This window comes from Aureimonas ureilytica, assembly GCF_001475935.1.
Classification (GTDB): domain Bacteria; phylum Pseudomonadota; class Alphaproteobacteria; order Rhizobiales; family Rhizobiaceae; genus Aureimonas; species Aureimonas ureilytica_A.
Genome location: NZ_LDQA01000046.1, coordinates 1 through 18870, shown reverse-complemented (window position 1 = coordinate 18870; position 18870 = coordinate 1). Strand labels below are relative to the sequence as shown.

21 protein-coding genes are annotated in these 18870 nt (G+C 66.6%); 9 read left to right on the top strand and 12 right to left on the bottom strand.

Annotation, left to right across the window (positions count from 1 at the left end):
• Positions 1–70: 70 nt before the first annotated feature.
• The 5 genes from NS365_RS17430 to NS365_RS17410 all read left to right on the top strand — a co-directional run bounded on the left by NS365_RS17430 (position 71) and on the right by NS365_RS17410 (position 5832).
• Positions 71–1372 (top strand): cobyrinate a,c-diamide synthase, encoded by a 1302-nt coding sequence (locus NS365_RS17430; RefSeq protein ID WP_058601577.1) that lies wholly within the window; start codon positions 71–73, stop codon positions 1370–1372.
• Positions 1369–2385, top strand: a complete 1017-nt coding sequence (gene cobD, locus NS365_RS17425; protein ID WP_058601576.1) for a threonine-phosphate decarboxylase CobD — start codon at positions 1369–1371, stop codon at positions 2383–2385. Before NS365_RS17430 ends, cobD begins: the two co-directional genes overlap by 4 nt.
• A gap of 4 nt (positions 2386–2389) precedes the next feature.
• Positions 2390–3352 carry an adenosylcobinamide-phosphate synthase CbiB gene (gene cbiB / locus NS365_RS17420; RefSeq protein WP_058601575.1) on the top strand — a complete coding sequence of 321 codons (963 nt, stop codon included), beginning with the start codon at positions 2390–2392 and terminating at the stop codon, positions 3350–3352.
• A 196-nt stretch (positions 3353–3548) separates the two neighbouring features.
• Entirely contained in the window at positions 3549–5195 is a 1647-nt protein-coding gene (locus tag NS365_RS17415) for a hypothetical protein (protein WP_058601574.1), read from the top strand.
• Positions 5196–5355: 160 nt separating this feature from the next.
• Positions 5356–5832, top strand: a complete 477-nt coding sequence (locus NS365_RS17410) for a GNAT family acetyltransferase (RefSeq protein WP_153003832.1) — start codon at positions 5356–5358, stop codon at positions 5830–5832.
• Positions 5833–5890: 58 nt separating this feature from the next.
• Here the strand turns inward: NS365_RS17410 and NS365_RS17405 are convergent, their stop codons facing one another.
• The 4 genes from NS365_RS17405 to NS365_RS17390 all read right to left on the bottom strand — a co-directional run bounded on the left by NS365_RS17405 (position 5891) and on the right by NS365_RS17390 (position 7187).
• The gene (locus NS365_RS17405) at positions 5891–6070 is read right to left on the bottom strand and encodes a hypothetical protein (RefSeq protein WP_058601573.1); all 180 of its coding nucleotides are present in this window, start codon (positions 6068–6070) and stop codon (positions 5891–5893) included.
• A gap of 43 nt (positions 6071–6113) precedes the next feature.
• A complete protein-coding gene (locus NS365_RS17400; RefSeq protein WP_058601572.1) occupies positions 6114–6305 on the bottom strand; it encodes a hypothetical protein in 192 nt (63 codons plus the stop codon).
• A complete protein-coding gene (locus tag NS365_RS17395) occupies positions 6302–6499 on the bottom strand; it encodes a CsbD family protein (protein WP_058601571.1) in 198 nt (65 codons plus the stop codon). Before NS365_RS17395 ends, NS365_RS17400 begins: the two co-directional genes overlap by 4 nt.
• Before the next feature lie 61 nt (positions 6500–6560).
• Positions 6561–7187: a ribonuclease D gene (locus NS365_RS17390; RefSeq protein WP_058601570.1), complete on the bottom strand. Its 627-nt coding sequence runs from the start codon at positions 7185–7187 to the stop codon at positions 6561–6563.
• Positions 7188–7376: 189 nt separating this feature from the next.
• On the opposite strand from NS365_RS17390, the gene NS365_RS17385 reads away from it, so the two are divergent.
• The 3 genes from NS365_RS17385 to NS365_RS17375 all read left to right on the top strand — a co-directional run bounded on the left by NS365_RS17385 (position 7377) and on the right by NS365_RS17375 (position 9769).
• Positions 7377–8420: a zinc-dependent alcohol dehydrogenase family protein gene (locus tag NS365_RS17385; RefSeq protein ID WP_058601569.1), complete on the top strand. Its 1044-nt coding sequence runs from the start codon at positions 7377–7379 to the stop codon at positions 8418–8420.
• 9 nt (positions 8421–8429) lie between these two features.
• Positions 8430–9125 carry a CHASE3 domain-containing protein gene (locus NS365_RS17380; RefSeq protein WP_058601568.1) on the top strand — a complete coding sequence of 232 codons (696 nt, stop codon included), beginning with the start codon at positions 8430–8432 and terminating at the stop codon, positions 9123–9125.
• Positions 9126–9265: 140 nt separating this feature from the next.
• On the top strand, positions 9266–9769 hold the full coding sequence (locus tag NS365_RS17375) for an NUDIX hydrolase (protein WP_153003831.1): 504 nt from the start codon (positions 9266–9268) through the stop codon (positions 9767–9769).
• A 207-nt stretch (positions 9770–9976) separates the two neighbouring features.
• Here the strand turns inward: NS365_RS17375 and NS365_RS17370 are convergent, their stop codons facing one another.
• From NS365_RS17370 to NS365_RS23705, 8 genes are all read right to left on the bottom strand, one after another.
• A complete protein-coding gene (locus tag NS365_RS17370; RefSeq protein ID WP_430515432.1) occupies positions 9977–10783 on the bottom strand; it encodes an endonuclease III domain-containing protein in 807 nt (268 codons plus the stop codon).
• 194 nt (positions 10784–10977) lie between these two features.
• Entirely contained in the window at positions 10978–11343 is a 366-nt protein-coding gene (locus NS365_RS17365) for a hypothetical protein (RefSeq protein ID WP_058601566.1), read from the bottom strand.
• 294 nt (positions 11344–11637) lie between these two features.
• Entirely contained in the window at positions 11638–12378 is a 741-nt protein-coding gene (locus NS365_RS17360) for an LrgB family protein (protein ID WP_244498488.1), read from the bottom strand.
• Complete coding sequence (locus NS365_RS17355) at positions 12375–12749, bottom strand: CidA/LrgA family protein (RefSeq protein WP_058601565.1); 375 nt, start codon at positions 12747–12749, stop codon at positions 12375–12377. Before NS365_RS17355 ends, NS365_RS17360 begins: the two co-directional genes overlap by 4 nt.
• Positions 12750–13061: 312 nt before the next feature.
• On the bottom strand, positions 13062–14084 hold the full coding sequence (locus tag NS365_RS17350) for a DUF4424 family protein (protein WP_058601564.1): 1023 nt from the start codon (positions 14082–14084) through the stop codon (positions 13062–13064).
• A gap of 107 nt (positions 14085–14191) precedes the next feature.
• Positions 14192–16246, bottom strand: coding sequence for a maltose alpha-D-glucosyltransferase (gene treS, locus NS365_RS17345; RefSeq protein WP_244496560.1), 2055 nt, complete (start codon positions 16244–16246; stop codon positions 14192–14194).
• Positions 16247–16504: 258 nt separating this feature from the next.
• Positions 16505–17545, bottom strand: coding sequence for an HD-GYP domain-containing protein (locus NS365_RS17340; protein ID WP_082684679.1), 1041 nt, complete (start codon positions 17543–17545; stop codon positions 16505–16507).
• 308 nt (positions 17546–17853) lie between these two features.
• On the bottom strand, positions 17854–18165 hold the full coding sequence (locus NS365_RS23705) for a helix-turn-helix domain-containing protein (RefSeq protein ID WP_062233791.1): 312 nt from the start codon (positions 18163–18165) through the stop codon (positions 17854–17856).
• Between the two features lie 309 nt (positions 18166–18474).
• Here NS365_RS23705 and NS365_RS17330 point away from each other — a divergent pair.
• Positions 18475–18870 (top strand): DNA-methyltransferase (locus NS365_RS17330; RefSeq protein ID WP_275477564.1); only part of this gene is annotated, 396 nt, incomplete at its 3' end.

Genomic DNA, 18870 nt, shown 5'->3' with positions numbered 1-18870 from the left:
GCGTGCGATGGGGCGGATTTTGGGCGAAGGAGAGGGCGTCGAGAGACAAGGCGAAGCATCGCGAGGCGGGATGGAGCAAACCCATTCCGCCGGCTTCCTTCTCGCCGCGCCGCAATCGGGCAGCGGCAAGACGCTGACGACGCTGGCGCTGCTGCGGCACCTCACACGTGAGGGCGTGGCACTGCGCTCGGCCAAGGCGGGGCCGGACTATATCGACCCGGCCTTTCACGCGGCGGCCACCGGCCGCCCGTCGGTCAATCTCGATCCGTTCGCCATGCGTCCGGACTTCCTGCGCTCGCTGGCCTTTGCCGACACGCGCCCGCTCGCGGTCGAGGCCATGATGGGGCTCTACGACGGCGCGGCGGATGGGTCGGGCTCGGCGGCCGATTTGGCCGAGATGCTGGGCCTGCCGGTCGTGTTTCTGGTGGATTGTGCCAAACAATCCCATTCCATAGCGGCGCTTGTGCGCGGCTTTCGCGACCACCGACCGTCCCTCCGCTTTGCCGGCTTGATGCTGAACCGCGTCGGCTCTCTCCGCCACGAGGCGCTGTTGCGAGACGCGCTCTCGCCGCTCGGCTTGCCGATCCTCGCCGTTCTCCCGGCCGACCCCGCCCTGGCCCTGCCAGAACGCCATCTCGGTTTGGTGCAGGCCGGCGAGCGGGCGGACCTCACCGGCTTTCTCGAGTGCGCAGCCGACTGGATGGCGCAAGGGCTCCAGCCCGGCGCGTTGGATGGGCTGCTTGGCGAAAGCCGGCGAGCGCCAGCTCCCCCCAAGCCTTTGGCGCCACTTGGAGCGCATATCGCGGTGGCGCGCGATACCGCCTTCGCCTTCAGCTACCCGCATCTTCTGGAAGGCTGGCGGCAGGCCGGTGCGGCGCTCTCCTTCTTCTCGCCGCTGGCGGACGAAGGGCCGGCGGCGGAGGCCGATGCCGTGTTCCTGCCGGGCGGCTATCCCGAGCTTCATGCGGGCCGGCTGGCGGCGGCGAGCCGTTTTCGCGAGGGAATGATGGACGCAGCCCGGCTCGGAGCGCTGATCTATGGCGAGTGCGGGGGCTACATGGCGCTGGGCGAGGGGCTGGTGGATGCGGACGGCATCCGGCACGGAATGCTCGGCCTCCTGCCGCTCGAGACCTCTTTCGCGCAGCGGAAGCGCCATCTCGGCTATCGTCGTCTCGCCCCTCTGCCCGGCGCGCCCTGGGCTCACCCGCTGACCGGGCACGAGTTTCATTATGCGACGATCGTCAGGGAGGGCGCGGCCGAGCGCCTGTTCGAGGCGCGCGATGCCGTGGGCTCCGATCTCGGCGCGATGGGCCTGAGGCGCGGTCGCGTCATGGGCTCGTTCGCCCATGTCATCGACGGAGTGGTGCCGTGAAGGAGGCGCTGCATCATGGCGGCGCGTTGGATGCGGCCGTCGCGCGCTATGGCGGCGCTCGGGCGGATTGGCTGGATCTGTCCACCGGCATCAACCCCGTGCCCCCGCCCTTGCCGGAGATCGACGCCGCGCTCTGGGCGCGCCTACCCGAACGCGCGTTGGAGGAGCGGGCGCGCAGCGCGCTCCGGCGCTTTGCCGGCGCGGGCGAGGGGGCGGGGATTGCGCTGGCCCCTGGCACGCAGGCGCTGATCGCGCTTCTGCCCCATCTCCTGCCGCCCGGTCCGGCGGCGGTGCTGTTTCCGAGCTACGAGGAGCACGGCCGGGCGCTGGCGCAGGCGGGCCATGCCGTCACACGCTTTGCGGACCTCAGCGACATCCCAGCCGGGGCCCGGCTCGTCACGCTGGTCTCGCCCAACAATCCGGACGGGCGGCGCTTTGCCCCGGCGGCAGCTCTGGCGCTGGCGGATCGGCTGGCGGCTCAGGGTGGGCTTCTCGTCCTCGACGAGGCTTTTGCCGATGCCGAGCCGGGGGCAAGCCTTGCAGCCGAGGCCGGGCGGCCGGGTCTTCTTATCCTGCGCTCCTTCGGCAAATTCTTTGGTTTAGCCGGCTTGCGCTTTGGCGCGGCGCTGGGCGAGCCGGCGCTGACCGCGCGGATCGAGGCGCGCTTCGGACCCTGGGCCGTGTCCGGCCCTGCGCTCGCGATCGCAGCTGCCCTGATGAAGGACGAGGTGGGCACCGCCGCGCTGCGCGATGGGATCGGGCAACGTGCTGAGTGGACTCGGCAAGCTCTGACCGCAGCGGGCCTTGCGCCGGTTGGCGGCACGGCGCTGTTCTCGCTTCTGTCGGTGCCCGATGCCGCGAAGCTCTTCGAGGGGCTTGCGCGCCGGCACATCCTGACTCGGCCCTTTGCCTATCGGCCCGACTGGCTGCGCCTCGGCACGGTGCGGGACGAGCGGGAGGCCACGCGGCTGACAAGGGCTCTGCGCGCGGCGCTGGCCGACGTGGACGGCTGATCTGATGGTGCTTCTTCTCGCGACCCTGATCGATCGACTGATCGGGGACCCCGATTGGCTCTGGCGGCGCTGGCCGCATCCGGTCGTCTGGTTCGGCGCGCTGATCGGGGCGGCGGATCGCGGGCTCAATCGCGCGGCGTTCTCCTTCGCTGGGCGGCGCGCTCTTGGGCTCATGTCCATTCTGGCGCTGGCGGGCCTCGCGCTCGGCGCCGGGCTTCTGATCCAGCGCGCGCTTGTCCCGCTCGGCTGGGCCGGGCTGCTGGCAGAAGCCCTGATCGCTTCGGTGTTTCTAGCGCAGAAGAGTCTCAGCGATCACGTCGAGGCCGTGCGCGCGGCGCTGGAGCGCGGCGGGCTGGACGCGGGGCGGCGGGCCGTGTCCATGATCGTCGGGCGCGATCCGAACGAACTCGACGAGGCCGGCGTCTGCCGCGCGGCGATCGAGAGTCTGGCCGAGAACGCGTCGGACGGAGTCGTTGCGCCCTGGCTGGCGCTCGCCCTGTTCGGCCTGCCGGGGCTCTTGGTCTACAAAATGGTGAACACCGCCGATTCCATGATCGGCCATCGCTCCGAGCGCCATCTCGCCTTCGGCTGGGGCGCGGCGCGGCTCGACGATGTCCTGAACCTCGTGCCCGCCCGACTGACCGCGCTCCTCTTTGCCGGCATGGCTTGGATGGGCAGGAATGGCACGGCTGGGCGGAGGGCCTGGAAAACTGCATGGCGGGACGCCTCCACCCATCGCTCGCCCAATGCCGGCTGGCCGGAAGCGGCCATGGCCGGCGCGCTCGCCCTGTCGCTCGGCGGCCCGCGCCGCTATGGCGCGCTGGTGGTGGATGCGCCCTGCCTCGGCGCGGAGGGGCGGTGCGAAGCGAACCCGCAGGACATCGCCGCCGCGCTGCGCTTGTTCGGGTGGTCCATGAACGCGCTTCTCGCTGTCGCCGTGCTCAGGTCTCTCGTCTCGCTCGTTTAAGCGTGCCTCGCGCGGTCTCGCCGTGGCCGCTTTGGCTCCATGGCGTTGCGGCAGAACTTGGCCTTCACCGCCGCAGAGGCTGCGTTTGGTTTTGAAGCCCAGCCAAACCACTCGATCGACTTCTGCCCAACGCGGCCACAGCTTTGCCCGACCTTTGGGTGAAACAGCCTGACCGAGCCCTTGGGAAGCCGACGCCATGCCTGATTCGAAGCCGCCCGCACCCTTCGCCTCGCCGGGTCTCGCTCATGGCGCGGCCATGCGGCGCGGTGGGCCCCCCGGCCCCGCTCTCCTGCGCCAGAGCTTTGCCGACGCCGTGCGCACGCTGCCGCAGGTCGAGGCGATCAGCTTCGGCACCTCGGCCGAGGCAAAGGGACCGGGAGGCGCTGCGATCCGCGATGCCGGCGATCTCGCCCGCTTCTTCAACCCGTTTCAGGGCGAGGCCGATCCGCGCGGCCGCCCGGTCGGCGGCACGGGAACCACCACGATCAACGCCGAGGTGCAGAACTATCGCGGCGATTTCGGCACGGGGAACCATGTCTTCGAGCCGGACGGCCTGCGCCTTCAGGCCAAGGTCGAGGCCGGCCGCTTCGACAGCTATCTGCGCGGCGACCTCACGCGCGCCCAAGGCGGCTTTACCAGCAACGCGCCGGGCGGCGCGGTGCCTACGCGCCTGTCGGATATCGGCCTGAAGCCCAGCGATCTCGACCGGATCCAAGTGGGCGATGTCACGACCAACGGCCCGGTGGGTCTTGCCGCCGTGGCGGCCATGGACCGCGCGGCCGGCACCATCACCTTCGATGCGCTGTCGGGCGGCGCGCGGGCGAACTACGGCGGCAATTTTCATCTGACCTTCACGCGCTTCGGCTTCGCGCCGCTCGAGGCCCCGGCCGCGATCGAAGAAGGAAAGACGCAGGAGGTGCGTTTGGCGCGCCCGCTGCCGACAAGCGTCGTGCCCGGCTGTCTCGTGCGTGGGGTCAAGCGCGGCCCCCAGCCGGTGAACGATCCGCGCAGCATGGCGCAGGCCGTGGTCGCCACGATCTCGGACGACCGACGAACGGTTCGGTTCGACCGGCCCTTGCGCTTCGGCGCGGTCCTCCAGGCGGCGGACGGGGACGGGCTTCTGTTCCAGCCCGGTCTCTGGTCCGGTCAAATTTGGTCGAAGCGCTCCTACGGACCGCAGCGCGACGGCTTGTCGGCGCAGGCCATCCGTGTGGAAGTGAGCTTTCCCGCCATGCCGGACGATCGCGGGATGCCGGCTTACAAGCGGGCCGATGTCGAGGTCCGGCTGAAAGCCGGCGCGGGTATTCTCTGGGGCTATTGGCCGGCGCTCTGGCTCTTCACTTGGCGCCCCGGCCCGAACGGGCTCGGCCAGCGCATCCAGCCGAACGGGCGCAATGGCTGGGCAGAGGTGGACATTCTGGAAATCTTCACGCGGCTCGGCACCGGCCCCTCGGTCTGGACCGGCAATCTCCACGATCAGCCCTTCGAGCGCCAGACGGTGCCTTCGCCGCTCGGTGGAACCTGGCGCTCGCAGCCAGCCGACAAGAGGTTTCTGACGCCCGACGCCGCCTCGCTTCTGATGCCCAAGCCCATCACGGACGGGAAACGCCATTCCTTCAGCGTGCTGTGGACGCGCGACAGCGTGGTTCATTACATGGATGACCGGCCGATCTGCCTCAGCCAATGGCCGCTCAACGTGACCTATCCCCATCAACTCGGGATCAATCTCGCCTGCGGCTCGCTGGCAAGCGGCAATCCCGCTGCCCTGTTCTTCCCCCAGTCGCAGGGGGACGCCGAGGGCCAGTTCCTGACTGTCCATTCCGTGAAAAGCTGGGAGGCTTGAAGGGCAGCCCGACCGGGACCTTTCGCCTCCGTTTCGTGGCCAAGGTCGGCAGATGCCGACAAGATGTTCGGCCCTGCCGTTTGCAGACCGCCCGCCACCTTGCACCACAGGGATGCAGCGTCATATCGGCTGGCACATCATCTGGCCGGGGACCCACCGCTTGCGTGCCTTCGAAATTCTGACGCGCGTCGCCTTCGGCATCGCCAGCCTTACGCTCATGGCCCTTGCCGGGGCGCTGATCGCCTATGCCGGGATCGGCGTTTGGGACAGTTTCCTCGTCCCCGACCGCGACATCGGCACGACGGCCCTCCAGGCGGTGGGCTATACCGTGATCGCCACGGCCGTCTTCGATGTCGGCAAGTATCTTCTGGAGGAAGAGGCGATCCGAGGGCGGGAAATGCGCAATGCCGGCGAGGCGCGCCGCAGCCTGACGAAGTTCATCTCCACGATCATCATCGCAGTTCTTCTGGAAGCGCTGGTCGCCGTCTTCGAGGCGGGCAAGCAGGACCCCCGCCTGATGATCTACCCGACCTTCCTGCTTCTGGCCGGCGCAACGCTCATTGTCGGTCTCGGCATCTATCAGCGCCTCAGCGCCGATGCGGAGGTCAAGGTCCGCGATCCCGTCGAAAACGACTGATGCCCGAGGATAGAACCGTGGAGGGTTCTGTCCCCAGCACCCGAAGGCTTCGAGGCTCTCAGCCCTCCGACGGCTGGTCGGGCAGCTCCGGCGAGCGGCGGGCGGGTGTGCCTGCGCCACCTCCGCCTCCTGGTGTTTCGTCCGGCTCGCGCGGCTGGATGAAGCCGTCCTCGCCGATCGGGTCGGGCAGGATCGGGTCGGGCGCATTGCGCTCCGGGCTATGGGGAATGTTCGACATGCTGGGGCGTCCTCCGGCTGGGGGCAAGGCGATGCAGGCGATGTTACGGGCCGCCGGCGAGCGAGCCCATCACGACCATGGCAAGGTCGTCGAGATCGACCGGGCCATGGATCACCACCTTGTCAGGACCGGGCTCGACGGTCAGCCTGTCGCCCGCGTCGGCGCTGGTCTCGGCCTGTCGCTGGAGTTCGGCCAAGAGGGCCTCGCGCACGGCCTCGTTGCCGTCCTCGTTCATCGCTGGATGCCCTCGCGCACGGCGCGCGGCGTCGCGCGCAGGTCCGGCCGCTGATCGGGCAGGGGCGCGCGCCCTTCCGCGATGTCGCAACGCCCGTCCTCCTGAAGGCGGGCGTCGCCGGTGATTTCGGCGACGATTTCCTTGGCGGTGCCGCCGATGCGCTTGCCGAGCGCTGCGATCGGATGGTCGCTCATATCGTGTCTCCTCGGGTTCAGAAGAAGAAACGAGGGAGGCGTCGATCGGTTCGCCTGAGGTTTACGAACGGGCCACCGAATGGGAGAAGATGTCCTCCTCGTCCCAGCCGAGAAGATCGAGCTTGGCGCGGGTCGGCAGGAAGTCGAAGGCGGCCTTGGCGAGCTCCATGCGGTCCTCGCGCTCCAGGCGCTGGAGAAGGACGCCCATCAGATCGTGGAGATAGAGAACGTCCGAGGCGGCATAGTCGAGCTGCGCTTGGGTGAGCGTTTCGGCCGCCCAGTCCGAGGATTGCTGCTGCTTCGACAGATCGACGCCGATCAGCTCCTTGGCGAGATCCTTCAGCCCGTGCCGGTCCGTGTAGGTGCGCACGAGGCGCGAGGCGATCTTGGTGCAGAAGACCGGCTGCGTCATGACGCCGAACGCATGATAGAGCGCGGCGATGTCGAAGCGGGCGTAGTGGAAGATTTTGACCTTCGACGTGTCGGCCAGAAGCTTGCAGAGATTGGGCGCTTCGCGCTGGCCCTTGGCGATCTGCACCACATCCGCCGTGCCGTCGCCCGGCGAAAGCTGCACGACGCAGAGCCGATCGCGGCGTGTGTCGAGGCCGAGCGTTTCGGTGTCGATGGCGACGGAGCCGGTGTAGCGGGACAGGTCGGGCAGATCGCCCTTATGGACGCGAATGGTCATGACGCGGGAACTCCAAGGCGAAGGCCCCACGCGGCGCGGGGCAAGGATTCATCGCCCCGTCGCCTACAGCATCCCCGGACAAACCGAAACGCATTTTCGCCGGATGGGCGGCACCGGACGGGCGTCCGGGCGTTGTCGCCCCGGTTGGATCGCGATAGGGGATCGGCCATCCATGGATGGGGTGTTGCGATGCGAGCCATGATCTTCGAACGTTTCGGCGAGGCGCCCGGCATTCGCGCCGTGCCGGACCCGACCCCCGCCCCCGATGGCGTGGTGATCGAGGTCAAGGCGACGGGCCTGTGCCGCAGCGACTGGCACGGCTGGAAGGGCCATGACAGCGACATCCACCTGCCGCATGTGCCGGGGCACGAGTTCGCCGGGGTGATCTCGGCCGTGGGCGGGGACGTCAGGCGCTTTCGCGTCGGCGAGCGCGTGACGGTGCCCTTCATCGCCGCTTGCGGCCATTGCGGCGAGTGCCGCGCGGGGCATCAGCAGGTCTGCGAAACGCAGTTTCAGCCGGGCTTCACCCATTGGGGCTCCTTTGCCGAATTCGTCGCCATCGAGCGTGCCGACGCCAATCTCGTGAGCCTGCCCGAGCAGCTCGACTTCGCCACCGCCGCGAGTCTGGGTTGCCGCTTCGCCACCTCCTTCCGTGCCGTGGTGGACCAAGGGCGGGTCAAGGGCGGGGAATGGGTGGCCGTGCATGGAAGCGGCGGCGTCGGCCTCTCGGCCATCATGATCTCGGCCGCGCTCGGCGCGCGGGTCGTGGCCATCGACATCGCGCCCTCCAAGCTGGCGCTTGCCCGCGCCATGGGCGCGGAGGCGGTGATCGATGCGAGCGAGGTGGCCGACGTGCCCGAAGCCGTGCGCGAGATCACGGGCGGCGGTGCGCATGTCTCGCTCGACGCGCTCGGCCATTCGCAGACCTGCTTCAACTCGATCCGCTGCCTGCGTCGGCGCGGGCGGCATGTGCAGGTCGGATTGATGCTGGGCGAGCATACGACGCCGCAAATCCCAATGGCGCAGGTGATCGCGCACGAACTCGAGATCTACGGCAGCCATGGGATGCAATCCTGGCGCTACGAGGCGATGATGGGCATGATCACGTCGGGCAAGCTCGCCCCGCAGCGGCTGATCGGCGAGACGCTGAGCCTGGAAGCTGCCGTGCCGGCCCTGATGGCGATGGACCGTCAGGCACCGGACGGCATCGCCATCATCGACCCGCGCGCCTGAGGCGCGGGCATGTCGCTGCTCTCCTGGTCCTATATCCGGCGCACCTATCTGACCCGGCCGACGCTTTTGCGCGTCGTGCCGACGGGCGCGGTGCTGCTGACCGGGATCGTGGCGACGACCTGGACCCATTCGCTCCTGAATCAGCAGCGCGACCTCGTGGTCCACACGCATGAGGTGATCGAGACCACCAAGGATGTGCTGATCGGTCTCGACGATGCCGAGACCGGCCAGCGCGGCTATCTTCTCAGCGGCGACCGACGTTACCTCGAACCCTATGACAGGGCGCTGGAGCGTTTTGGGGATCTGAGATCGCGCTTGCGCCAGCAAATCTCCGACAATGGCGAGCAGGTCTCGCGTGTGGATGGCTTGGGCGGGTTGATCGATCTCAAGCTCGCCGAGATGAAGGACTCCATCGCGCTGCACGACGAGGTCGGCTTCGAGGCGGCGCGCCGACGCGAGATCGCCATGATGGAACGCGCGACGATGGACCAGATCCGCGCGGTGATCGGCGCGATCACCGAAGGGGAGAAAAGCCTCCTATCCATCCGCTCGGCCGAGGTGGACGAGGACGAGAGCCGGGTTCGAATCGTCGCTATTCTGATCGGCCTCGCCTCGCTTCTGACGCGAACCGGCGTCGAACTGTATTTGGCGCGTAAAGGATTGGATGTCCGTATCGTTGTTCGGCATCCTCATGAAAAGCCGTGACGAAATGTCGCTCTTCGGCAACGATCTTTACTGATCGATAGCCAGCTTTCGAGTTCCTTCCGCTTCGTCAGTTCCTCCTTGAACGTAATCGACTACCTTTCACTCAGCCAGTGTGGGGATGCGGGCTGTTGGGGGGCATCGTGAAACGAGTTGAGGAGACTGAGACGCGGCAGGTCGCGGCCTTGCCGGTGTATGTCACCCCGGAAGGGCGCGTGCGCGTCGGGTTGGTCACATCGCGCGAGACGCGCCGTTGGATCGTTCCCAAGGGCTGGCCCATGCAGGGCTTGCGCGACGACGAGGCGGCCGGCATCGAGGCCAAGGAGGAAGCCGGCCTGCGCGGCAAGATGCTGCGCGAGCCGATCGGCACCTATCATTATTGGCAGCGCACCCGCACCCATTTTCGCTATGTCGCGGTGACGACCTTCGTCATGCAGGTGCGGGAGCAGAAGAAGAAGTGGAAGGAAAAGGCGCAGCGTGAGTTCGAATGGGTCACGCTCGTCGAAGCCGTCGATCGCCTTCAGGAGGGCGAACTCGCCTCGCTGGTAGCCGGCTTGCCGCAGAACGCGGCGGCTTGGAAGTTCCTGCACGAGGGCAAGACCATGCTGGCACCGAAGGGCGCGACGCGTAAGGCCGAACTCGCCTGATCGGCGCGTATGCGGACCGCGCAAAGATGCGCTCGCCAGTTTTGCTCTTCTTTGCCCGAGACGCCCGTTTACGCCTTCACCCGTTTGCGCCTTCAGGGGAAAGCGCGGGATGCCGACATCCTGTCCTTGGGGCCTTCGCTCCCATGACGTCTTGCCGGTCCTCTCCTCTTCGAGGCTCTTGCCCTCGTCGTGTGCGGAAAGAAGCGCTCAGACCTTGAAGGCGCTCGGGCAAAGGTCGGTGAGCGGGCAGCGGTCGCAGGCCGGTCGCCGATAGTGGCAGATTTTCTGCCCATGCAGCATCAGGATTTCGTGGTTGTCATAGAGCGCCTGCGCGCTCCAGTCCGCCGGCAGCTGCGCCCGCAGGATGGCATGGGACGGGCCGACATCCACCTTCGGCCCGATCAGTGCGAGGCGCTGGGCGACGCGGTGGTGATGGCTGTCCACCGGCAGGGCCGGCATTCGCAGCACCGAAAAGGACAGAACCGCCGCGCTCGTCTTCGGCCCGACGCCGGGCAGGGCTTCCAGCCAGCGCCGCGCGGGCTCGACTTCCATGCCGGCCAGGAAATCGAGGTCGAGCTTTCCTTGGCGATCGCGCAGGGCTCGCAGGACCTCCTGAAGCCGGGGCGCCTTGAGTTCCGGCCAGCGCACGCCCTGGATCAGCTCTTCCACTTCTCCCGTCTCGGCCTCGATCATCGCATCCCAATCCGGGAAGCGAGCCCGCAGAGCCTTGAAGGCGCGCCCGGAATCTGCGTTGCGCGTGCGATGCGACAGGAGCGAGGAGATCAACTCGCTGACCGGATCGAGCGAGTGGAAATAGGGGATCGGGCATTCATAGGTCTGGCAGAGCCGGCGATGCAACTCCAGCGCCTTCTCCCGCACGGCCTCGTCAGGTGGAGCCCATGCCGGCTCGGCGGCGGGAGCGGGCTCCCGCAAAGAGGCGGTGGAAGCCTTTGCGCGCGGCCGCCGCGCTGGCGCAGGCTTGAAAAGGGCAGGGGCTGGATCGTTCGGGCGCATATCCGGGAAATTTGCGGGCGGGGCCGAGCGTTCCGCTTGCGCCCCCGCGGCCCTTTGACTCAAGGGCGGCTCTCGTAGGCTTGCCGGGTTCGAGACGAGGTCCGGCTGGGACGAGTGACGATCGTGCGAGGATCAAGCGAAGAGTCGCTCGATCCTATGACCTGCCCAGCCGAGCTTTCCTGATCTGGAAGCTGCTACTTGGCGCTTTGCGGCGCGACGGCACCGGGCGGGATCACCGGCGTCGTGTTCGGATCGGGATCGGGCACCGGGGCAGCCATGTCGGGATCGCCATCCATCTGGGGCATGAGGACGCTTTCGCAATCATCGAGCTGATCGGTCAGCATCTGCTCGTCCGATGTGGTCCCGGCCGATGGGGTGGCGGGATCGACCGTGCAGCTTTCGGCCGGCGAAGGAGCCTCTTCGTCGGGCGCTGCGGCCTGAGGAGCTTGCGGCGCCTGAACGGGCGGGGCGGGGGGCGGCACCTGCGCGAAGGCCGCGCCCGACAGGAGGGCAAAGGCCACCGAGGCGGCCAGAAGGGATGGGATGCTGCGCGCAGTCATGGTTGCGAATCTCCTTCGCGGGGCTCGGGCCGATCTTGCCGCCGATCCGATCCGAATTGAGGCGGAGGCCGGAGGCGCCGACCAAAAAGGCAGGCACGGTGCCGGTCTCTCGCCGGATGGGCTTATGGCTGCCTTACCCTCAACGCTTCGAGCTGGCTTCGGGCTCCCGCTGAACGGAGGGGGAAGGAGTTTGGGCGTCCGCCGTTGAAGGCTGTCGCCGTCGGACGTGGTGTTCACAGCGCATGGAGGAAGGGTGAAGCGCCGAGCGTGGGCGGCGATGCCTTGCCCTTCGCGTTACAGAAGCCAGCTCAGAAGAAGCGGCGCAAGAAGGGCGGTGACGAGGCCGTTCAGCGCCATGGCGAGGCCGGCGAAGGCCCCGGCCACATTGTCCACCTGAAAGGCGCGCGCCGTGCCGATACCATGCGAAGCGAGGCCCGCCGCGAAGCCGCGCGCCGCATAGTCGCGGATGCCGAGCGCGTTCATCAAGGGCGTCACGATGATCGCGCCGATCACCCCGGTCGCGATCACGAAGACGGCGGTCAGTGTCGGGTCCGCGCCGAGCCCTTGCGAGATGCCCATGGCAATGCCGGCCGTCACGGATTTGGGTGCCAGCGCCAGGACCAGTGACGAGGGGAGATGGAGGAGAGACGCGAGCGCGACAGTGGAAGCAATGCCCGCAGACGCGCCGACGAAGAGCGCCACAAGGATGGGGGCCAGCGTTTCGGCAATGACGCGTCGGTTGCGATAAAGCGGAACGCCGAGCGCGACGGTGGCCGGCCCGAGCGCGAAATGGATGAACTGCGCCCCTTGAAAGTACGTGACATAGGGCGTGTCGCTCGCCTCCAGAACGGCGACCACGAGGATGATGGCCAGAAGCACCGGGTTCGCCAGAGGATGGAAGCCGGTGAAAGCGGCCAGACGCCGGGCCAGAAGAAAGGCGCCGAGCGTCACGGTCAGCCAGAGAAGGGGGCTGGCCGAAAGATAGACCCAAAGCTCGAACAGGCTGACGGGCGCGGGAGCGGGTGCGGCGTTCACGAGCGCCGCTCCGAGGCGAGGCGCACGAGACGGAAGGTGGCGACCGTGACCAGCATCGTGATCGCCGTCGAGCCGACCAGCGTCAGCACGATGCCGAACCCGTTCTGCAGGATCAGATCGAGCTTGCCGGCGACGCCGACACCGGCCGGCACGAAGAGCACGCCGAGATACAGCAGTAACCCGTCCCCCGCTTCCTCCACCGATCGTGTCCGGGCCTGGACGCGTTCGTTCGAAAACCGCTCCGACAGCGCGAGATAGACGATCAGCAGGAGAATGCCGATCACCGGGCCGGGCACCGGGCCTGAGGTTACGTGGCGGATGGCTTCTCCCAGCAATTGGCAGGTGAGAAGAACAAAGAGGCCGTAGAGCATGATCCGCCTTCGGGATTGTCGGGAAACCAGCGTGGAGCGCCCGGCTTTCGCTGGACGGGCGCAGCGCCGGATGGCGGCCAAGATCGCGCTTCGGCCCAAGCCAGACAAGCCGGCGTAGCGGCATCTGTCCCATGCGGTCAACGCAAGTCTTGGGGCTTCGCTATGCGCATGCCTAAAGGCTTTGGGCGAGCATTCTATGAGGGGATGAGCGTGGGGCCGAACCTGAGCGGTAGTCCGAAGAGGTCGCACAAGCCGAACCCGCAAAATCTTGTCCGGCGCGAACGCATTGCCGGAGCGGCGTTGACCGGCTCGTCAGGGCCTCTGCGGTACCAGAAGCAGGATTTCGAGTTCGCGGTCCCAAGGTGGCGACCAGTTCTCGGCTTCCATGCGAAAAAGGGTGGGGCCGATCTTGCGGACGTTCTCGCCACAGAAGGACACGAGGTTCTTCGGGTCGCCCTTGTCCACCGTCAGCGTGAAATGGCCGACCGTCCCGGCCCAGTTGGCACCCGTGGACCAGATGTAGGAAATCCAGTTCTCGACATAGGGATAGCTCGTCCAGGCGCCGTCCTTGACGCCGGAGGCCTTGAGGCGGGTGACGATGTCATCGCCCAGACAATATTTCTGGCGGGTGGCGGCCAAGCGAGCCGGCCCGTCCTCCGTCTCGTTCAGGAAGGTCACGCCCGCGGTCGCGCCGAGGCTCGGCTTGTAGCGATGCTCGACGGTGACGGTTTTCCCCGCCGGGAAGGTCGCGTGCCAGCTATAGGTCGAGCGCAGGAGCCAGATCGGAATATCGTCGATGCGGGTCTTCCCGTCCTCCTCGTATTCGGTCGGCATCACGAGGCCGAGCCCGCGCAGGGTGCGCTTGGTCGGCTCGTCCAACGCCTGGACCGCGTCGTGCGTGGCGGCGAGATGCGGGGCCAGCGGAATCTTATGATCCAGGAGAACCTGCGTCCGCTCGATCCCGGCCGCGAAGGCGTAAGGGTGGAAGGTCGCCGAAACCGGCTTTCCCTCGAATGTCGTCGTGAAGCCGAAGAGATTCTGCGGATCGTCCGTCGGCACGCTGGTCATGAAATCCATGCTGCCTTCGATGTCGGGCATCGGAAAGGCGACCAGCACGTCCTCGTCGTCGGGGCCATTATTGTGGAATTGATAGGTGATGCGGATTTCGTCGGGCGAGACGAAGAGATCTTCCGAGCGCATCTCGATCCGGTCGGATCGCACGAAGGTCAGGCCCTGCGTGCCGAGCTGGGCCATCGTGTCGTTGGCGAGCGCGAGGTCGAGCGGCAGCGCGAAAAGCAGTGCCCCGGCCAGAGCCTGACCGGCCCGTACTCCCATCGCGTTCCTCATAGGCCCATCCCCCCCTTGTGCCGCACTCGCGAGCCTATCGCGGGCGCGGCGGTTTCGCCATGGCGCGCCGGCTTTCAAAGCCGGGGGAGACGGTGTCAGAGCGTCGGCAGCGCGCCGACGATGCGCAGCGACAGCCCTTCGTGCGGGTCGAGCGAGATCTTCAACTTGCCGTCCTCGCCCAGATCGCCTTCGATCGTTTCGGCGATCATGTCCACCACCGGGCCCGGGCGCACGTTGGAGAGTTCGATCACCTCTTCCACCGGGTTCAGGCTGAAGTTCAGCGCCGTCAGCTGCGTGCCGCGCCCGTCCGGCAACTCGTGCACCATCACGAGTAGGCCGGGGCTGGTGACGTCGGGAATGGCAGTCTGGCGCGCGGCGGCGATGCCATAGGCGTCGCGGACTTGGAGCAGGCGCTTGAGGCGCGAGGCGAAGGAGTCCGGATTCTCCAACTGCTCGTAGAGCGAGCCGTAGAGCGAGCGGGCGCGTGGCATTCCGCCCGCCGAATAACGCGAGCCGGGCGCGGCGTTCGTCAGGTCGTAGGCCCCGCGCTCGATCCAGCGCGTGTCGCCGTCGCGCATGAAGTCGGCGACCTGTTCGGGCTCGAGCGGCAGGGCCCCCACGAGATCCCATCCCGACAGCGCGAAGACGCCCGGCTGATAGGCATTGTACATGGCGAGCAGGAGATGGGCCTTCTGGATCGCGGCGATCTCCTCGTCGCCGATGGTCGAGAGGTCGCTGATCCCGAGCGCGGCCGCCACCACGCTCGCCGTGGTGCAGGCGACGCCATTGGTGACGAAGCGCAGATTATAGGGGGCCGAAGGGCCGCTCAGCTTCTCGTACATGGTCTCGCGGATATGCGTGCGCAGCGTGCGGCCCTGCCAGGTCTGGCCCTGGAACGTGTAGATGTCGTTGGCGTGCAGGGTCCAGAAATGCACGAGTTCGAGCGTCAGCTCGTCATGGTTCTGGAGCGCATGGATGAGCGAGGCCGGGTCGATCCCGTATTCATGCACCGTGCGCAGCATCATGCGCAGGAACTCGGTGTCGCCGGTGAGCAGGGCGTGCTGATAGGCGGGCCGCGTGATGAAGTCGTAGGACAGGTCCGCCCCGCCCTTGGACATGACGGCGATGTCGTCCACCGTCAGATTCAATTCCTGGAACGAGAAGCCGCCGGCCTTGCGGATCATGCCTGCCAGAAGCTGGTTGCCGACCACCGACAGCGGATGGCCCTCCGACCAGGCCGGCCCGTCCGTGCGCTTTTCGACGCCGAGGAAGCCGTTGGCGTCGAGGCGCAGGCCGCGCGCGCCCATCTGGTCGATGGAGTGGAGCGCATCGCCCGTGATCATCTGCTGGGCCGCGAAGGACGGATCCAGCCAGTTGAGGCTCGGCTGGCCCTCCTTGAAGTAGTGGAGATAGACCCAGCGGCGCGAGACGCCATCGACGCCGACGATCGGCCCCGTGGCGCTCCAGTCGGTTTCCTTGACGCCCGGCTCGAAGAAGATGACGCGCTGAAGCTGGCCGACGATATAGCCCTTCTCGCGCAGCGTATCGACGATTGGCGGGGGTAGATTCACGGCATCGCGCCCTTCGGGCACGTCCGGCAGGAGAGCCCAGTCTTCCTCCTGAATTTCGACCATGTGATACAGGCCGGGATAGTCGCCATATTTCATTTCCGCGAGGCGGAAATCGGCGCCCTTGCCGGTATGCGCCGGCACGACGTCATCGATCACGACGGCATTATGCGCCGCCGCCATGCGGCTGAGGGCGACATATTCCTCGCTCGTGCCGAAGGCGGGATCGATGTCGAAGCTGATCCGGTCGAAATTCCCGTCGATCGTGGGCGAATAGCGCCCGTCCTTGTAGCCGCCGGCGCGCTTCATCGGGCCGGTGTGGATGCCGCGCACGCCGATCGAGGAGAGCGCCGACCAGAGCCGCTGTTCGCCCAGCATGGACAGGACGCTGTTTCCGTCGCGCGTCACGATGGAGGCGGGATAGGCGGTGAACCAGACGGGCGCGACGGCCGAGGCCACGCGCGGGCGCGTTTCGGCGTAGGGGCGCTGCCACAGCCGGCCCTGGCCACCATATTTCTCGGCGGCGGACTTGGCCTGACGCAGCATCGACATTTCGACAAGCGCTTCAATGGTCTCGTTCATCGGCATATCGCTGGCGGCCCTCGTGTCGTCCTGATGCGGAAGGACCAAACGCGGCCCGGAGGGGAAGTTTCCGCGCCAGCGCGATCTTTCAAGTCTTGACGATGCCGATCTCTTCGTGAGCGAAGGTATTCGGGAAACCGTTCGGCAAGGCGTCTGCGCGGATCGGGAACGCGCGGAAGGCTTGGTGCAAGCCAGCGTTTCATCTCGACTGAGCCGGCTTCAAAGGCAGAGCCCGCCCCGTTGATCGGCAGGCTCGGATCAAAGGCGGGGGTCGGAATAGCCGTTGACCGCTTGCGCCGCGTTTGGTTCCCCAGCCTCGCGGAACTCCGGCGGAATCGCCTCATCATATCCCAGGCACCGCGCGAACTCGGCCAGAAGGGCAGGGTCGAGATGCCCACGCCACTGGAACATGCGCGAAAGCGCCTCGTCCGCATGCCAAGCCTTGCGATAGGGGCGCACCGATGTCACCGCGTCGTAGATATCGCAGATCGCCGCGATCCGCGCATGATGGCTGATCTCCTCGCCCGCCAGCCCGTCCGGGTATCCCGTGCCGTCGAGGCGTTCGTGATGATGGCGGCAGACATCGAGAACAAGCTCGGGCATGTCGGGATGGGCGCTCAAGATGCGGCATCCCTCCTCCGGATGCGTGCGGATCAGGTCCATCTCGGCCTCGGTCAAGCCCGAGGGCTTCAGAAGGATGGAGGAGGGGATCGCGACCTTGCCCACGTCGTGAACGAGGCCCGCCATGCCGATGAGATGCAGTTCCCCTTCATCCATGCCGAGATGGCGGCCGAAGCGCACCATCAGCGCGCTGACCGCGATGGAATGGAGGAATGTGTAGGAATCGGTGGACTTGATGCGCGTGAGGCCGATTAGGGCGGTGGGGTTGCTGTTGAGCGAGGCGATGATTTCCTTGGTCACGCTGAGCGCGACATGCGGATCGACCTTCCTGCCCATGCGCGCGTCGCCCATCAGCCGGCTCATCGCCTGCTTGCAGTTGCGCAGCGTTCGCTCGGCCCGGCGTTGTTGGAAGGTGAGCTGCGACAGCGTGAGTTTCGAGGGCGCGTCCGCGCCGGTGGCGGCTGCCTTTTGCCCGTCGACGGCCGATGGTCGAACCGGCGTGCTTCTGCTGTCGTCAATGATAACGGACGCCACACGGCTGGCTTGAAGCCGAGCCAAATCCCTTGGCTTGGTCAGCAGGAACTGCGTTTTCCAAAACGGGTGATCCGTCCAACTGCCATCGAAGCCCACAATATACATTCCCAATCTGGCATCATGGGGCGATATCTGTCGGATCATGGCGAGTCTGGCTAATATAGGAGGAGGTGATACTGAGTGAAATTCCAAGGATCCCTGGAATATCGATCAGGATAGCCTGTATTGGTTCATGAGCCGTTACGTCTGCGCGTGGCCGATCGCCACTAGCCTGCGTTTCTGCCTTTGGGGAATGCGGGCCTTTCCAATGGCGAAATCTTGTGGGCCGCACCGACGGGAGCCGTAAGCCGAGCGTTCTGAGAAGGGGTGGGTCAAAAATTAGCGGTGGCGTTAAAGGGTTTTCAACCCTTTTCTGTTTCACGTGAAACATGCGGCCGAGTTGCGGTCGAACGTCAGCCTAGGAGATCGTCTGGCTTGACACGAAAATGTTGGGCCAGACGCAAGAGCGCCTTTGGCGGAATATCGCGCCTTCCATCTTCCACGGCTTTCAGCATCTGAACCGGCAGGTTCGTGGCGCGCGCCAAAGTCTCGATCGTTTCTCCATCCGTCGTCCGCAAGCGGCGAACATTGTCTCCCAAAGCCATCCTGTTCCTTTCTTCAAACGGTCTGCGCGTCTCCGCTGCGCTTTCTAACGCGCTGGCGCCTGTTTCGACATCGGGAGCCGAATGGAAGCCTTCCGCAGCCTTGCGGCTCGTGTCTTGCATTTCGGGTCAATCTGCCCCGTTTTCGAGCGGGTGCGGCCGATCGCCGTGAACCCGCACGGTTTCCGCAAGGCTGTGAGGTCGCCTCTCGTGACGCTGCAAGAGTCACCGATGTCTTAAACGGAACTATCTTTTAACCCTCTTCGGTAACCATAAGCGCATGAGGGGCGGCGGTGATTTGGAGCCGGAGCCCGGTGTGATCCCGCGGTGTTGTCGCGTTGAGTGGGTGGTGGTGGCGCTATGTCCAGGTCCGGTGCGGTTCGCGTGTCTCGTGCAGTGCCAGCGTCGAAGGCCGCGCCCGGAGCGGAGCGCTTGGGCGCAGGTGCGCCGCTGGGCTTTGCCGGTGCGGGGGCTCCGGCCCTCTCGCCAAGCCAGCCCGAATGGCTGGACACGATCATCAAGGGCGATTGCGTGTCCCGCATGGCCGCGCTGCCCGCCGGCAGCGTCGACGCCATCTTCGCCGACCCGCCCTACAATCTCCAGCTCGGCGGCGATCTCACCCGCCCCGATCAGTCCCGCGTCGATGCCGTCACCGAGGAGTGGGACCGCTTCGAGAGCTTCGAGGCCTACGACGCCTTCACGCGGGCCTGGCTGCTCGCCGCCCGCCGCTTGCTCAAGCCCAACGGCACGATCTGGGTGATCGGCTCCTACCACAACATCTTCCGCGTCGGCGCCATCATGCAGGATCTGGGCTTCTGGATGCTGAAC

Coding starts and splice junctions, on each gene's coding strand:
- NS365_RS17430 (WP_058601577.1), top strand. CDS start 71: ATGGAGCAAACCCATTCCGCCGGCTTCCTTCTCGCCGCGCCGCAATCG.
- cbiB (WP_058601575.1), top strand. CDS start 2,390: ATGGTGCTTCTTCTCGCGACCCTGATCGATCGACTGATCGGGGACCCC.
- NS365_RS17415 (WP_058601574.1), top strand. CDS start 3,549: ATGCCTGATTCGAAGCCGCCCGCACCCTTCGCCTCGCCGGGTCTCGCT.
- NS365_RS17405 (WP_058601573.1), bottom strand. CDS start 6,070: ATGTCGAACATTCCCCATAGCCCGGAGCGCAATGCGCCCGACCCGATC.
- NS365_RS17400 (WP_058601572.1), bottom strand. CDS start 6,305: ATGAACGAGGACGGCAACGAGGCCGTGCGCGAGGCCCTCTTGGCCGAA.
- NS365_RS17395 (WP_058601571.1), bottom strand. CDS start 6,499: ATGAGCGACCATCCGATCGCAGCGCTCGGCAAGCGCATCGGCGGCACC.
- NS365_RS17390 (WP_058601570.1), bottom strand. CDS start 7,187: ATGACCATTCGCGTCCATAAGGGCGATCTGCCCGACCTGTCCCGCTAC.
- NS365_RS17385 (WP_058601569.1), top strand. CDS start 7,377: ATGCGAGCCATGATCTTCGAACGTTTCGGCGAGGCGCCCGGCATTCGC.
- NS365_RS17380 (WP_058601568.1), top strand. CDS start 8,430: ATGTCGCTGCTCTCCTGGTCCTATATCCGGCGCACCTATCTGACCCGG.
- NS365_RS17370 (WP_430515432.1), bottom strand. CDS start 10,783: ATGCGCCCGAACGATCCAGCCCCTGCCCTTTTCAAGCCTGCGCCAGCG.
- NS365_RS17365 (WP_058601566.1), bottom strand. CDS start 11,343: ATGACTGCGCGCAGCATCCCATCCCTTCTGGCCGCCTCGGTGGCCTTT.
- NS365_RS17355 (WP_058601565.1), bottom strand. CDS start 12,749: ATGCTCTACGGCCTCTTTGTTCTTCTCACCTGCCAATTGCTGGGAGAA.
- NS365_RS17350 (WP_058601564.1), bottom strand. CDS start 14,084: ATGGGAGTACGGGCCGGTCAGGCTCTGGCCGGGGCACTGCTTTTCGCG.
- treS (WP_244496560.1), bottom strand. CDS start 16,246: ATGAACGAGACCATTGAAGCGCTTGTCGAAATGTCGATGCTGCGTCAG.
- NS365_RS17340 (WP_082684679.1), bottom strand. CDS start 17,545: ATGATCCGACAGATATCGCCCCATGATGCCAGATTGGGAATGTATATT.
- NS365_RS23705 (WP_062233791.1), bottom strand. CDS start 18,165: ATGCAAGACACGAGCCGCAAGGCTGCGGAAGGCTTCCATTCGGCTCCC.